At 74.5% G+C, this 13,910-nt stretch carries 10 protein-coding genes and 1 pseudogene; 3 read left to right on the plus strand and 8 right to left on the minus strand.

From position 1 onward, the window contains the following. Positions 1 to 93: 93 nt before the first annotated feature. From O1G22_RS04965 to O1G22_RS04980, 4 genes and pseudogenes are all read right to left on the minus strand, one after another. Positions 94 to 912 (minus strand): COG4705 family protein, encoded by an 819-nt coding sequence (locus O1G22_RS04965; protein WP_270080161.1) that lies wholly within the window; start codon positions 910 to 912, stop codon positions 94 to 96. A 57-nt stretch (positions 913 to 969) separates the two neighbouring features. After that, on the minus strand, positions 970 to 1,824 hold the full coding sequence (prcB, locus tag O1G22_RS04970) for a proteasome subunit beta (protein ID WP_270080162.1): 855 nt from the start codon (positions 1,822 to 1,824) through the stop codon (positions 970 to 972). A gap of 75 nt (positions 1,825 to 1,899) precedes the next feature. Continuing rightward, positions 1,900 to 2,865: a lysylphosphatidylglycerol synthase domain-containing protein gene (locus tag O1G22_RS04975; protein ID WP_270080163.1), complete on the minus strand. Its 966-nt coding sequence runs from the start codon at positions 2,863 to 2,865 to the stop codon at positions 1,900 to 1,902. 157 nt (positions 2,866 to 3,022) lie between these two features. Continuing rightward, positions 3,023 to 4,475: pseudogene (locus O1G22_RS04980) on the minus strand (hypothetical protein). A gap of 206 nt (positions 4,476 to 4,681) precedes the next feature. Here O1G22_RS04980 and O1G22_RS04985 point away from each other — a divergent pair. Together O1G22_RS04985 and O1G22_RS04990 are read left to right on the plus strand one after the other, a co-directional pair. Continuing rightward, complete coding sequence (locus tag O1G22_RS04985; protein ID WP_270080164.1) at positions 4,682 to 5,065, plus strand: BlaI/MecI/CopY family transcriptional regulator; 384 nt, start codon at positions 4,682 to 4,684, stop codon at positions 5,063 to 5,065. Then, complete coding sequence (locus tag O1G22_RS04990) at positions 5,062 to 5,955, plus strand: M56 family metallopeptidase (RefSeq protein WP_270080165.1); 894 nt, start codon at positions 5,062 to 5,064, stop codon at positions 5,953 to 5,955. Before O1G22_RS04985 ends, O1G22_RS04990 begins: the two co-directional genes overlap by 4 nt. Positions 5,956 to 6,411: 456 nt before the next feature. On the opposite strand, the gene O1G22_RS04995 is transcribed toward O1G22_RS04990, so the two are convergent. Continuing rightward, positions 6,412 to 8,775, minus strand: a complete 2,364-nt coding sequence (locus tag O1G22_RS04995) for a glycoside hydrolase family 65 protein (protein ID WP_270080166.1) — start codon at positions 8,773 to 8,775, stop codon at positions 6,412 to 6,414. Beyond that, positions 8,772 to 9,512: a beta-phosphoglucomutase family hydrolase gene (locus O1G22_RS05000; RefSeq protein ID WP_270080167.1), complete on the minus strand. Its 741-nt coding sequence runs from the start codon at positions 9,510 to 9,512 to the stop codon at positions 8,772 to 8,774. Before O1G22_RS05000 ends, O1G22_RS04995 begins: the two co-directional genes overlap by 4 nt. Positions 9,513 to 9,597: 85 nt before the next feature. Here O1G22_RS05000 and O1G22_RS05005 point away from each other — a divergent pair, with 85 nt between their 5' ends. Next, complete coding sequence (locus tag O1G22_RS05005) at positions 9,598 to 10,263, plus strand: nucleoside/nucleotide kinase family protein (RefSeq protein ID WP_270080168.1); 666 nt, start codon at positions 9,598 to 9,600, stop codon at positions 10,261 to 10,263. A gap of 55 nt (positions 10,264 to 10,318) precedes the next feature. Here the strand turns inward: O1G22_RS05005 and O1G22_RS05010 are convergent, their stop codons facing one another. After that, positions 10,319 to 12,136 carry a hypothetical protein gene (locus O1G22_RS05010; RefSeq protein ID WP_270080169.1) on the minus strand — a complete coding sequence of 606 codons (1,818 nt, stop codon included), beginning with the start codon at positions 12,134 to 12,136 and terminating at the stop codon, positions 10,319 to 10,321. Between the two features lie 53 nt (positions 12,137 to 12,189). Next, on the minus strand, positions 12,190 to 13,908 hold the full coding sequence (locus tag O1G22_RS05015) for a hypothetical protein (RefSeq protein WP_270080170.1): 1,719 nt from the start codon (positions 13,906 to 13,908) through the stop codon (positions 12,190 to 12,192). Between the last annotated feature and the right edge of the window lie 2 nt (positions 13,909 to 13,910).

The raw sequence follows: 13,910 nt of genomic DNA on the forward strand, positions 1-13,910 counted from the left end.
AGGCCAGGTCAGCAGGGGGTGAGGTGTGCCACGACCCCGGGCACGGGCCCGGGGCGCGGTTCGTGGTGACCCCTGCCTACGGGGTGACAACGGTCAGGCGGTCTGCTGCTGAGCCCGTTCCTCGGTGACGTCCTTGCGGGTCACGATCAGGAAGACGACCAGGGCGAGGATGACGGCGAGGAACAGCGCGCTGGTCACCACGGTGCCCAGGCCCAGGCCGCCGTCGCCGGTGGGCTGGGAGAGGTAGTCGCCGACGGAGGCGCCGAGCGGCCGGGTGAGGATGTACGCGATCCAGAAGCTCGTCACGGCGCCCAGGCCGAGCGCGAAGCGGGCGAGGGCGACCGCGGCGATGGCGGCGGCGAACAGCACGGCGGACACCCAGTAGCCGAGGTCCATCTTCTCCGCGACCAGGTCACCGGCCGAGGTGCCGAGCGCGAAGGTGAACAGGACGGCGAGCCAGTAGAAGGCCTCGCGGCGGGTGGTGTCGATGTGGTGGATCGACAGGGTGCGCTCGGTGCGGTACCAGAGGGCGAAGACGATCACCAGGGCGATCGCGAAGACGGTCGTGGTGGTCTCCAGCGCCACGCCCATGTTGTCGGTGAGGTTGTCGCTGACCAGGGTGCCGACGACGCTGATCAGGGCGACGGCGAGCCAGTACACCCCGGCGCGGTAGGCCTTGGTGCGGAACTGCACCACGAGCACCACCGCGAGCAGGCCGCTCATCAGCAGCGAGACTCCGGTCAGCCCGAGGCCGGCCTTCTCGTTCAGCAGGTCGGCGGCGGTCTCGCCGACCGTGGTGCACAGCACCTTGATCACCCAGAAGTAGACGGTGACTTCGGGCACCTTGTTCCAGCGCACACGGCCCGGCGCGGTGGTGCCGGCCACCGTGGCCGCAGAGGTCTCTGATGTCATGGCGCCGACGGTGCCAGGAAGAACCTGAACGCATCCTGAGCACCCGGCCGGCGCCGGTCAGGGCGTGGCGTGCGGTCCGTCCGGGCGGTCACCGCGGCGCAGGATCATCTCCCGGCTCAGCTCCTCGGTCTCCGGCACCGAGAGCCGCTCGAACCCGTCCTCGGTGATCAACGCCACGACGGGGAAGATACGGCGGTTCAGGTCGGGACCGCCGGTCGCCGAGTCGTCGTCGGCCGCGTCGTACAGCGCCTGCAGCGCGGCGAGGACGGCCTCGCGGCGGGTCAGGCCCGGCCGGTACAGCTTCTTCAGGGCGCCGCGGGCGTACGGGGAGCCGGAGCCCTCGGCGTAGAAGTCGTACTTCTCGTACAGGCCGCCGGCCGGGTCGAAGCCGAAGATGCGGCCGCGGCGGCCCTCGGATGCGGTGAGGTCGTACCCGGCGAGCAGCGGGACGACGGCGAGGCCCTGCATGGCCTGGGCGAGGTTCTGCCGGATCATGGTCGCGAGCCGGGTGGCCTTGCCGGCCAGGGTCATCGGGGTGCCCTCGATCTTCTCGAAGTGCGTCAGCTCGACCTGGTACAGGCGCACCATGTCCACGGCGAGACCGACGGTGCCGGCGAAGGCGACGGCCGTGTGGTCGTCGGCGGGGTGCACCTTCTCCAGGTCGCGCTGGGCGATGAGGTTGCCCATGGTGGCCCTGCGGTCGCCGGCGATCAGGACGCCGTCGCCGTAGGTCAGGGCGAGGACGGTGGTGCCGTGCGGGAAGCTGTGCGGTGCCGTCCGCACCCCGGCGGGCAGCGGGGGCGCGGTGGGCAGCATCTCCGGTCGGTGCGCGGCGAGGAACTCGGTGAAGGACGACGTCCCCGGCGTGAAGAACGCCTCGTCCGGCAGCCCCGCTGTCCCGTTTCCCGGCATGGCTCTCCCCCTCCTGCTGCGACATGCGACACCCGACTCCTACCTGAAGCGGGCCCGCGGGAAACTCCCCGTCTTTCAGAGGGCCTTGCGCCGCACCAGCACCCCGAGCACGAGCAGCCCCGGCAGCAGGGGCAGCCACACCGTCAGCAGCCGGTAACCGAGCACGGCGGAGGCGGCGGCCGCGCCGGGGGCGCCGGAGACGGTGAGGGCGAGCGCGAGCGCCGCGTCCAGGGAGCCGAGTCCGCCCGGGGTGGGCAGCAGGGCGGCGGCGCTGCTGGCGGCGAGGTACAGCAGGGCCACCTGGAGCGGGGGCAGCGGCAGTCCGACGGCCCGGGTGACCGCGACGAGGACCGTGGAGTGGAGGGCGGCGAAGGCGAGGGAGCCGCCCCACAGGGCCGCCGCGCGGGCCGGACTGGCGTGCAGTGCGCGGATGTCGGCGAGTACGGCGGCGAGGGCGGGGCGGCAGCGCGGCCACAGTGGGGTCGCGAACAGCACGCCCAGGAGGGCGGCGGCGCCGAGGGCACCGAGGAGGGCGGTCGCGGAGAGGTCCGGCAGGCGCAGCAGGCCCGGGCAGAAGGGGGCGAGGAGCGCGATCAGCGTCAGGCGGACGACGGCGCCGGCGGTGGCCTTGACGGCGAGGGCGCTGGCGCTGCGCCCCGCGGGCAGTCCGCAGCGCATCAGGAAGCGCAGGTTGACCGCGCCCGCGCCGAGCCCGGCGGGGAGCAGGTGGTTGGCGGCGGAGGCGGCGAACTGGGCGGCGACCAGCCGGGGTCCGGGGAGCCGCCGTAGGACCGCGCCCTGCTGGGCCAGCGCCGAGGCCGCCCAGGTGCCGAGTGCCGCGGTCGCCCCGACCAGCATCCACCCCTGATCGGCCCCCGCCAGCCGCCCGGCCCCGCTCTCCAGCGCGGGCCAGTGCCGCCGGGCCAGGTACAGCCCGCCGAGCAGAACGGCGAGCAGCACACCGGCGTGCCAGTGCGCGCGGCGCCGGACGGGGATCGCGGCATCGTCCGGCGCGACGAGTTCCGTGCCCGGGGACGTCATCGGCGGCCCCCGGGCACGGAGGAGTACGGCCGCTGTCCGCCGAGGGGTTCGGCCGGCCGGCCAAGGGCACGGCCGGGCGTTCGCACCCCTGCGGACACCAGCGGGGCGACCGCGGTCCCCCGGACGGTGGCGACGGCGCATTCACTGCCTGCGCGTGTCATCGGCCGCTCCCCGGTACGGAGTAGTACAGCCACTGTCCGCCGAGGGATTCGGCCGGCCATGCGCGGGCGTACGGCGGTGGCTGGGAGCCTGTTGGTACGAGTACGGCGGGCGGTGGCGGCGATGCGGGCCGGTGCGCTGTTGGCGTTGGGGCCGTCGGTCGCGACCGAGGAGCAGCCGGCGTAGAAGGCGATGGGAAGGGCGTCGTCGCCGGTGAGCAGGCAGGGCGGGCGGACGCCGAGCCGGTGCAGGGCGGTGGCGGTGCGGGACCAGGCCTTGTGGGCCTGGGCCGTGCGGTCCACCGTGTGCGTCAGGACGGTCAGTTGTACGGCCAGGTGGGCGGCGAGCCCGAGGCCGAGCAGAGGGGCGACGACCCGGCGGCGCGGTGCGGTGAGGAGATGTGCGAGCGCGTCGGCGACCGGGAGCGCGAGCAGGGCGTAGGCCGGGAGCAGGAAGCGGGGGGCCGCGTAGCCGATCAGGAACAGGTACGGGAACGCGGCGCTCGCCGCGCAGGCGAGGGGGAGCGCCGTGGCGGCCGGGCGGCGGGCACGGACGGCGACGGCGAGTCCGAGTCCGGCGAGCACGGGCAGGACGAACCACCACACGGTGATCACCGGATTCGGCAGGCCGCCGGTGCACGGCCGGCACAGCGTGTCGCCGCCGAGGCTGCGCAGTTGGTCGGTGACGGCGAAGTGCCAGCCGAGACCGCCCTGTATCGCCGAGCCCCGCGACAGCCGGTGGGCGAGGCCGCCGTAGCTCGTGTACGCCTCGATCACCCACTGGGCGGCACCGGCCGCGAGCCCGGCGAGCAGCACCGCCAGTGTCCGCCACCGGCGGCGGGCGAGGCCGACGGCGAGGAGCGGCAGCACCGCCCAGACGGCGTCCATGGGCCGCATCCACGCCATCAGCGCACCGCTCGCCGCGAGGCCCCACAGCGCGGATCGCCCGGCGCCGGCGCGCAGGAAGCAGCCGACGGCGGCCAGGGCCCCCACGGCGACCCAGTAGTTGGGCATGGCTTGCGGGCCGTAGAACAGGGTGATCCACAGGGAGGCGAAGAGGGCGCCGGCGAGGGCGAGCACGCGGGCCGGGAAGAGGCCGCGCCAGGCGTGCAGGGCCAGGAACAGGGCGAGGCCGGACAGCAGCGCGAGGTAGGTCCGCAGCAGTGCCGTGGAGGTGGACCAGGCGGCGACGGGCGCGACGAGCAGGGAGACGCCCCGGGCCCGGGGCGCGCTGAAGAAGGCGGCCGGGGCCTGGGGGCTGACCTGGCTGACGTACACCGTCTCGTCCCAGCCGAGGCCCATGCCGGGCCGGACGAGGAGCAGTTGGGCCAGGGTGAAGGCGGCCGCGACGGCGGCGAGCGGGGCGGTGGTGCGCGGTGCGCGGCCGGCGGACGTGCGGCGGCCGCGCTCGCGCCGCAGTCCGGCGAGTGTGGCGTGCGCGCTGCCGGCCATCATCACCCCTCTTGCCTCCGCAGCGTGCGGAGCCCTTGTCACCCTACAGCCCGTAGGGTCTCGCACGGGAGCCGCGAGCATGTCGCCGCACGGTGACAACACCCTCGGCCCCGGGGGAAAACACCGCCAAAGTACCCCGTATCGCTGGCTCTTGCCGGGCGGACGGGGCCACCCGGCCCACGCACTACGCGCTGTAAGGTTGGGGCATGGCTGGCACAGAGTCCCGCGGCAGGGCGGAGCGGAGAAGCGCCGGGGAGCTGGAGAGCGAGGTGCTGGCCGCACTGTGGGCCACCGAGCGGCCGCTGACCCCGGCGGAGATCCAGGCCGAGGTGGACGGGGCGCTCGCCTACAACACGGTGCACACGATCCTCAAACGCCTGTACGACAAGGGACTGGTGCTGCGAGACGCTGACGGCCGGCGCGGTGCGTACCGGCCGGCGAAGAACGCGGCCGAGCTGACCGCCGAGGCGATGCACGAGGCCCTGGACCGGGGCCCGGACCCGATCGCCGCACTGCAGCAGTTCGTCACCGGGCTGAGCCCCGAGGAGGAGCGGGCGCTGCGCGAACTGCTTGCCGGAGGCGGCGCATGAAGTTCGACGTGTACGGCCCGCTGGTGCTGTCGCCGCTGCCGGTGCTGGTCTGCCCGGTGCTCGCCCGCCGGGTCGCCCCGGCGCTCGCCGCGCGCGTGCTGGCGTCGGCCGCCGTGGTGACGGCGCTGGCCACCACCTGGTCGCTGGTGCTGCTGGCCGCCGCGCTGCTCGGGGACACGCCGCCGGTGATCCGGGAGGCCCGCGAGAACGGGCACCGGGTGATGGATCCGGTGCCGGAGGCGATCGGGCTCGGCGCGTGTCTGGTGCTGCTGGTGGTCGCCGTACGGGTGCACCGGGCCGTGCGGGCCGAGCGGTCCACGCGGCGGGCGCTGCGCCGGCTGTGCGCGGGGCAGCCGGACGGCACCGAGCTGATCGTCGCCGCCTCCGAGGTGCCGCAGGCGTTCGCGATCCCGGGCCGGCCGGGCCGCATCCTGGTCACCTCGGCGATGCTGAGCGCACTGGCGCCGGCCGAACGGCGAGTGCTGCTCGCGCACGAGCGCGCGCACCTCGTCCACCGGCACGGGGCGCTGGTCACGGCGGTGACGCTGGCCGCGGCGGCCAATCCGCTGCTGCGACCGGTGCGTACGGCCGTGGCCTTCCTCGTGGAGCGCTGGGCGGACGAGCAGGCGGCGACCACGGTCGGCGACCGCCGCGTCACCGCCCTCGCCCTGGCCCGGGCCGCCCTCACGGCGGGCCGCACCCGCGCCGCCTGCGCCCTCGGCTTCACCGACCGGGCCGTCACCCGCCGCATCGCGGCCCTCCAGACGACGCCGCCGCCCCGGCTGTGGCCCGCCGCGGCGGCCGTCCTCGCCCTGGCCACCCTGCCCGCCCTGCTCGCGGCCGACGCGACGGGCGACCTGCTGGGCCTGCTGTCCGGCACCCTGAACTGAGCCCCGACGACCGGCCGGGGCCCGCAGGGCGAGCGGCGGCCGTACGACCGCCCTCACCGAGCCCGCCCCACTCGCTGCCGGCACCGCGGAGGACCGGCTGGGGCTACTGTCCGGCACCCTGAACTGAGCCCGGCGACCGGCCGGGGCCCGCAGGGCGAGCGGCGGCCGTACGACCGCCCTCACCGCGCCCGCCCCACTCGCTACCGGCACCACGGAGGACCGGCTGGGGCTACTGTCCGGCACCCTGAACTGAGCCCGGCGACCGGCGAGTGGGCGGCGACGGCTGCGGAGGCGCCCCCGCAGGACGAGCGGTACGCCGGGATCGTCGGCCCCGGCCCACCGGCACGCCCGAACTGCCCGCCCACCGTGCCGCAGGACGCCGTTCCCGAGCAGTGACACCGCAGCCCCACCGACCGCCGTCGGGGCTCCCCCGCAGGCGCGTACCGGCGCCGCCTCTCACCCCCCGTTCGGCGCCCGGTGCAGGGGTTGTTCGGGGGTCGGGCGGCGGATCGGTGGGGGTACCGGGCGGACGGCCGGGCCGTCGGGGGTCAGGGTCAGGGGGTCGCCGTGGTGGCGCAGGGTGAGCGGCGGGCCGTCCAGGAGCTCGTAGGTGGCCTTGTCCGCGCCGATGTCCACGCGCAGCTTGCGGCCGCGGAACTGGACGTGGAAAGCGAGCCGGCTCAGCCGCTCGGGCAGCCGGGGCGCGAACCGCAGGCTCTCGCCGTCGCGGCGCAGCCCGCCGAAGCCCGCCACCAGTGCCATCCAGGTCCCGGCCAGCGAGGCGATGTGCAGCCCGTCGCGGGTGTTGTGCTCCAGGTCCTGCAGATCCATCAGGGCGGCCTCCGCGGTGTAGGCGTAGGCGAGGTCCAGATGCCCGGTCCGGGCGGCCATGACGGCCTGGCAGCAGGCGGACAGGGAGGAGTCGCGGACGGTCAGCGGCTCGTAGTAGGCGAAGTTCCGGGCGATCTGCTCCTCGGCCGCCGTCCCCTCGCCGCGCTCGAAGAAGTCGCCGCAGGTGTACATGGCCAGCACCAGGTCGGCCTGCTTGACGACCTGTTTGCGGTAGAGGTCGAAGTAGGGGAAGTGCAGCAGCAGCGGGTACTGCTCGGCGCGGGTGCCGGCGAAGTCCCAGCGCTGGTAGCGGGTGAACCCGGCGTGCTGCTCGTGGACGCCGAGTTCCTCGTTGTAGGGGACGTGCATCGCCTCGGCCGCGTCCCGCCAGGCCGCGCTCTCCTCCGCGTCCGCGCCGAGCCGGGCCGCCCGGTCCGGGTGGCGTTCGACGGCGTCGGCCGCGGCCAGCAGGTTCTGCCGGGCCATCAGGTTGGTGTACGCATTGTCGTCGGCGACCGCGCTGTACTCGTCGGGGCCGGTGACGCCGTCGATGTGGAAGACGCCGTGTGCGTCGTGGTGGCCCAGTGAGCGCCACAGCCGGGCCGTCTCCACCAGCAGTTCCGTGCCCACCTCACGCTCGAACGCGCCGTCGCCGGTGGCCTCGACGTACCGGACGACGGCGTCGGCTATCCCGGCGTTGACGTGGAAGGCGGCGGTGCCGGCCGGCCAGTACGCCGAGCCCTCCGGTCCGGCGATGGTCCGCCAGGGGAACGCGGCCCCGCCGAGGCCGAGCTGGGCCGCGCGCTCACGGGCCTCGTCCAGGGTGTTGTGGCGCCAGCGCAGCGCCTCGGCGACGGCTGCCGGCGCGGTGTGGGTGAGGACGGGCAGCACGAACATCTCGGTGTCCCAGAAGGCGTGCCCGTCGTATCCGGAGCCGGTCAGGCCCTTCGCCGGGATCGCCCGCTGCTCGGCACGGGCGCCGGCCTGCAGGACGTGGAACAGGGCGAAGCGGACGGCCTGCTGGATCTCCTCGTCGCCCTCCACCTCGACGTCGGCGCGGGCCCAGAAGTCGTCCAGGCAGGCCCGCTGGTCCGCGAGCAGCCCCTGCCAGCCGTCGTGCGCGGCGGCGGCGAGCGCGGCGTCGACCTGGTCGGCCATGGCGGGCAGCGAGCGGGCGCCGGACCAGCCGTGCGCGACCAGTTTCTCCACCCGCAGCGTCTGGCCGGGTTCCAGTACGGAGGTGACGGTGAGGCGGGCCACGTCGGTGCCGCTCTCGCTGCGGGTGGTGGTCCGCTCGGGGCCGCTGACGACGTGGTCGGCGGCGACGGCGACCCGCAGGCCGCTGCGCCGGGTGCGGTGCACCAGCCGCAGCCGGCTGCCGGCGGCCAGGTGGTCCTCCTGCTCCAGCGGCGACTGGAGCGCCATGGCCGCGCGCGGGTCGCCGTCGGACTCGGGCAGGGTCTCGTTGGCGACGAGCTCGGACTGGATGACGACCCGGCTGCGGCAGCCGACGGCCTGCACCTCGTACGCGACGGCGGCGACCGCGCGCTGGGTCAGCGACACCAGCCGGGTGGAGCGCACCCGGACCGTGGAGCCGGCCGGCGAGGTCCACTCGCAGGTCCGTTCCAGCACCCCGCGGCGCAGGTCCAGGACCCGCTCGTGGGCGACGAGCCGGCCGTAGCGCAGGTCGAACGGTTCGTCGTCCACGAGCAGCCGGAGGATCTTGCCGTTGGTGACGTTGATGACGGTCTGGCCGGACTCCGGGTAGCCGTACCCGGCTTCGGCGTACGGCAGCGGGTGTATCTCGTGCACGCCGTTGAGGTAGCTGCCGGGCAGGCCGTGCGGTTCGCCCTCGTCGAGGTTCCCGCGCCAGCCGACGTGGCCGTTGGACAGCGCGAACACGGACTCGCTCTGCGCGAGGACGTCGAGGTCGAGGGCGGTCTCGCGGACGGCCCAGGGCTCGACGGCGTACGACCGGTCGGTGATCACTGCTTGCCTCCCAGCTCGGCGAGGTCCTGGACGACGATGCTCGCGCCGTGCGCGTACAGCGCGTCGGCCTGGCCGACCCGGTCGACGCCGACGACGTATCCGAAGCCGCCCGCGCGGCCCGCGTCCATACCGGCCAGCGCGTCCTCGAAGACGGCGGCGTGGGACGGCTCGACGCCGAGGTCGTGGGCGGCTGCGAGGAAGGTGTCGGGGTGCGGCTTGCCCGGCAGGTGCCGTTCGGCGGCCACGACCCCGTCGATCCGTACGTCGAAGAAGTGCTCGGCGCCGACCGCGCGCAGCACGTCACGGCAGTTGGCGCTGGAGGAGACGATCGCCGTGCGCAGCCCCTCGGCGCGCACCGCCTCCAGATAGCGCAGGGTGCCCGCGTAAGCCTCCACGCCGCCGGTGCGGATCTTCTCAAGAAGCAGGAGGTTCTTGCGGTTGCCGACGCCGTGCACGGTGCGGGCGTCCGGCGGGTCCTCGGGGGTGCCCTCGGGCAGCTGGATGCCGCGCGAGGCGAGGAAGGCGCGCACGCCGTCGGCGCGGGGACGGCCGTCGACGTACTCGTCGTAGTCCGCGACCGCGTCGAACGGCCGCCCCTGTGCGCCGTCGTAGTCGCGCAGGAACGGGTCGAAGGTCTCCTTCCAGGCGGCCGCGTGCACGAGGGCCGTCTTGGTCACGACCCCGTCGAGATCGAACAGACAGGCCTGGATTGCGTCGGGCAGACCGAGCTGAGTCATACCCAGCACTGTTCCCCATGAGGCGCCGTCCAGTGAGTGGCGCACGCCACATGTGTGCGCGAACTCCTGGTGCACACTGTGCTGTGTGCCGCTGACCTTCGACGACCTCCTCGCCCGTGCCCGTGCCCTCGCCGGGGAGGGCCGGCGTGCCGTGCTCGGCATCGCGGGCAGCCCCGGTGCGGGCAAGACGACCCTCGCGGAGCATCTGGTGCGGGCCCTGAACGGGGACGGGCCGCCCTGGGCGGCGCATGTGCCGATGGACGGCTTCCACCTGGCCGACGCCGAACTGGACCGCCTGGGCCGCCGGGACCGCAAGGGTGCCCCGGACACCTTCGACGCGGCCGGCTACGCGGCGCTGCTGCGCCGGCTGCACGAGGACACCGAGGAGGTCGTGTACGCGCCCGGCTTCGAGCGGGTCCTGGAGCAGCCGCTGGCGGGCGCCATCCCGGTGGAGCCGGCGGCCCGGCTGGTGGTGACCGAGGGCAACTACCTGCTGCTGACCGAGGGTTCGTGGGCGCGGGTGCGGCCGTGCCTGGACGAGGCGTGGTTCTGCGAGCTCGCCGAGGAGGAGCGGATCCGCCGGCTGGTCGCCCGGCACGAGGAGTTCGGCAAGGGCCACGAGGAGGCGGTGGCCTGGGTGCTGGGCACGGACCAGCGCAACGCCGACCTGGTGGAGACGACGCGGGGGCGGGCGGACCTGATCGTCCCGCCGACCGCGCTGCCCCGCGTCCCCCGAGGTGCCGGCCGGTGAATCCTGGGAGGGCGTACGGCGGACGCCGAGCCGCTGCCGGCTGCTGAACCGGGCCTCAGGCGGAGATGTCCAGCCGGGGTTCGCCCACCGGCTCGCCGAGCACGGCGGTGAACACCTCCGTGCGCACGGTGAGTCCCTCCGGGCCCTCCTCGAAGACAGGCGCGAAGGCTCCCCCGGGCCCGTACCGTACGGCGAACACGTGCAGCCCGGCGGGGGCGCCCGGGGCCGGGTCGGCCTCCAGGGCGGTGGAGGAGACCAGGTGGCGCCAGCCTTCGTCCGGGTTGCCGTAGCCGCGCGGGTCGGCGGCGAGGGCGAACGCGGCCTGTTCCTGGGTGAGTTCGCCGCGGGCGTCGAAGTGGTCGTCGCCCGGCGCCGCCGGGTGCGTGAGGCGCAGACCGCCCGCCGCCGTGACCTGGCCTTCGGCGGTGCGGCGGACCCGGTCGCCGTCATCGGCGGCGTACGGCATCCCGGACAGCAGGTACGGCGCCCCGTCGAGGCGTTCCACGGCGACCGTCACCCACAGGCTGGTGCCGTCGGTGACGTACAGCGAGCGGACATGGCGCAGGACGTGGTCGCGGCCGACGACCGGTTTGGTGACCAGTTTGGCGGCGAGCCCGTCGGCGCGGACGTCGCGGACGCGTACCTGGCCCATCGGGCGGCACAGCAGGAAGCCGTCGGTGACCGGGCCGAAGCCGTGCTGGCGGCGCACGGCGGCGGGCAGGTAGTAGGTGCCGGCGGCCTCGATCAGGGCGGGGGTCATCCGGCTGTCGAAGGCCACGGAGACCGTGCCGGAGCGCAGTTGGTGGCGGGTGGGGCCGGGGGACGGGGTGCGGTGCCAGCGGGTCGGGTCCTGGATCTGCCAGACGAGCATGAAGGCGAAGTGCCCGTCGATCCGGCCGTCGCCCTGCACGGCGTGCCGGCCCCAGCGGGTGTCGCCCCGGTACCGGCCCAGGTCGGCGCCGATGCGCGCGCCGAAGTACCGCAGGCCCAGGACGGATTCGAAGCCGGAGTGCTGTTCGCTGTAGCGGGGTCCGCCGCAGTCGTAGCCGCCGCTGGTCAACCGGGCGTCGAGATAGCGGGCAAGGGTGTCCCCGTCCTCGGCGAACATCTCCGCGCCGCTGACCCGGTGGGCCTGGGCGAGGAACGACAGGGAGATCGGGCCGTAGTTGTTGTCGTAGGCGCCGCCGTGCTCAGGCGGCAGCAATGCGCCCCGGTCACGGACCCGGTGGGCGCGGATCTCCTCGGCGTACAGGCGCAAAGCCCGTGCACGCAGCAACTCCCCCTCGCTGTCCGGGAGATGGCGGGCGAGCATCAGGCCGCCGACCACGCAGCCGATGGCCTGGTTGCCGGCCTCCTGCGGGTTGAAGAAGGTCGCCTCGGTCAGCCACTGCCAGTAGCCGTGCGCCAACTCCCTCAGTTCGGTGCGCTGTTCGCCGTACACGAGGCCCTCGGCCGCGTCGAGGACGTTGACCGCCTGGAGCAGCGCCCAGACCGTGCTGGGCCAGTCACCGATGGGGTGGGCGCCCGCTTCGAGGACGTAACGGGCGTACGGCAGGCCCGAGTTGGTGACACGCAGGTTGGGGTAGCCGGGGTTGTCCTCGGTGTAGACGCGTTCGCGCAGGTGAAAGGCGAGGCTGGTGCGGACGGCCGCGGGGAGGCGGGGGTCCTTGCCGCGCTGCCAGGCGAGGGCGAGCAGGGAGGTGATGCCGAGCGAGGTGTCGCCGATGTCGTCGCCGGCGTCCGGGTGCTCAAGGTTGCCTTCCGGCGTGATCCGCGCCAGGGCCGCCTCGACGACGTCCGCGAGGACCGCGTCGTACGCCTCGGGGGTGTCCGGCAGACCGTGCAGCGGGCCGAGCTGGCGCGGCAGGTGCATGGGAGGAGGTCAGCCCTTCATTCCGGTGGTGGCCATGGCGTGGGTCGTCGGGGTCACACGGCAGGTGCGGGCCGGCGGGCGCGCAGTGCGACGGTCAGTGTGTGCGGGCCGAGTCCACCGAGGTAGACGCGGTTCCCGGTCGTCGCATCGGTTCCGCCCACCACGGTGTAGTCCTGACCCGGGTCGTACCGCAGTATGTCGCTCCGGTCCGGCCCGGCAAGCGGTTCGCCTGCCTCGACGTCGGCCTCGACCCGGATCTCGTCGTCACCGACCCGGTAGGTCATCGGCCCGGTCGTCAGGCACCAGCGTCCGTCGCCGATCGGTACGGCGCCCTCTGGCACGCCGCCCGGCCGGAAGGTCAGTTCGAGAGCCCAGGGAACCCGTGGTCCGCTGATGTCGATCCGCAGGTCGGCACCGTCTTCCCTGAGGTCCGCTTCGACGCGGGTCGTGTGAGAGACCTCGTCCCGAGGCCGGTCCGGGAAGGCCATCGCGGCCGAGAAGCGGCCCTCGTCCGCCATACGGTAGGCGCCGTCGTCCCGGCGCCGGCCCGGCGGGAGCGGCTGGTAGTAGGCGGCCGACAGGGTTTCGGTGAGCCGGTAGCTGCTGTCGGTGAGCCGTTGCATGCCGGCGGCGCGGAACGGGCCCATGTCGAAGAACCCCCGCGAGAGACGGACCGCGTCGAGGACGGCGTCGCCGGCGAACAGGCGCAGGAAGGTGGGATTGCAGGCGAGGCCCGAGCGGATGCGCCGGTGCTCGGGGACGTCGGAGCCGCCGTACACCACCGTGTGCGCGCCGGCCGAGGCGCGTGTGGCGAGGCGTGCGGTGGTGAGGTACCGGTCGCGGGGCAGTGTCTCCACGGCCGGTGCGGGCAGTGCACGGCACAGGTCCGGGGTGAGGAGGGTCTCGGCGAGCAGGCCGGGGTCGTCGATGCCGCCGGCGGCCGCCAGCCGGGCCGCCCGGCTGAAGTCGCCCCGGCCGGTGCGGATCGCGAGCAGCCGGTAGTGCGGCAGGTAGGGCGCCAGCGGGAACGGGTGGTTCTGGTCCTGCCGTCGCGAGTGGACGGTCTCCACCGTGCCGTCCGGCCTGATGAGGTCCAGGGTCGTGGCGAGGTTGCGTTCGACGGCGTCCAGCAGGTCGGCACGGCCGAGCACGCCCGCCAGCAGCAGGAGCGAAGGGTTGGACACGTGGGCCGCGTAGATGGCGCTCCGTTCCGAGTACAGGCCCTCCGCGTCGATGTCGACGCCCTCGGCGAGCCATTCCGCTACGCGGTCGAGCAGCCGGTCGTCGGGGAACGACCGGTGCAGCCGGGCCAGCGCCGCGCACAGCTCCCAGCGGTGGTTCGGGGTGTGCACCCCACCGGTCAGGAGACTGCCGGTGGCGGCGCCGGCGATCTCGGCGAGCGCGGCCGTGACGTCGCGCAGTTCGGGCCCGGCGCCGGCGGCGAGGAGGTGCGCGTCGCACACGTCGTTGACGGTGAACGCGGAGTCCGGCGGTGACTGCACGTTGTCGCCGCCCGCGAAGAGGCCGGAGGGCGTCTGCGCGGCCCGCAGGGCACGGAGGTGGGTCATCGTGGCGGCGACGGCCTGCCTGCTGCCGTGCAGCGCCGAGTCCGGGGAACGGTACGCCGCGACCAGAGTCTTCACCCGGCGGGCCAGGCCGCGGTGCGGCACGCCGGTGGGTTCCTCGTCGGGGCCGGCCGCCAGCGGGGCGGCCAGCCGGTCGGCGGCGCGGGCCACCGCGCGGACGAACTCGTGGTCGAGCGGGGTGGGCACGG

Origin of the sequence: Streptomyces camelliae (assembly GCF_027625935.1) — a bacterium.
GTDB lineage: Bacteria > Actinomycetota > Actinomycetes > Streptomycetales > Streptomycetaceae > Streptomyces > Streptomyces camelliae.

What these genes read in the sequence shown, in the direction of transcription:
- O1G22_RS05000 (WP_270080167.1), bottom strand. Translation starts at nt 9,512, where the DNA reads ATGACTCAGCTCGGTCTGCCCGACGCAATCCAGGCCTGTCTGTTCGAT.
- O1G22_RS05010 (WP_270080169.1), bottom strand. Translation starts at nt 12,136, where the DNA reads ATGCACCTGCCGCGCCAGCTCGGCCCGCTGCACGGTCTGCCGGACACC.
- O1G22_RS04985 (WP_270080164.1), top strand. Translation starts at nt 4,682, where the DNA reads ATGGCTGGCACAGAGTCCCGCGGCAGGGCGGAGCGGAGAAGCGCCGGG.
- prcB (WP_270080162.1), bottom strand. Translation starts at nt 1,824, where the DNA reads ATGCCGGGAAACGGGACAGCGGGGCTGCCGGACGAGGCGTTCTTCACG.
- O1G22_RS04990 (WP_270080165.1), top strand. Translation starts at nt 5,062, where the DNA reads ATGAAGTTCGACGTGTACGGCCCGCTGGTGCTGTCGCCGCTGCCGGTG.
- O1G22_RS04965 (WP_270080161.1), bottom strand. Translation starts at nt 912, where the DNA reads ATGACATCAGAGACCTCTGCGGCCACGGTGGCCGGCACCACCGCGCCG.
- O1G22_RS04975 (WP_270080163.1), bottom strand. Translation starts at nt 2,865, where the DNA reads ATGACGTCCCCGGGCACGGAACTCGTCGCGCCGGACGATGCCGCGATC.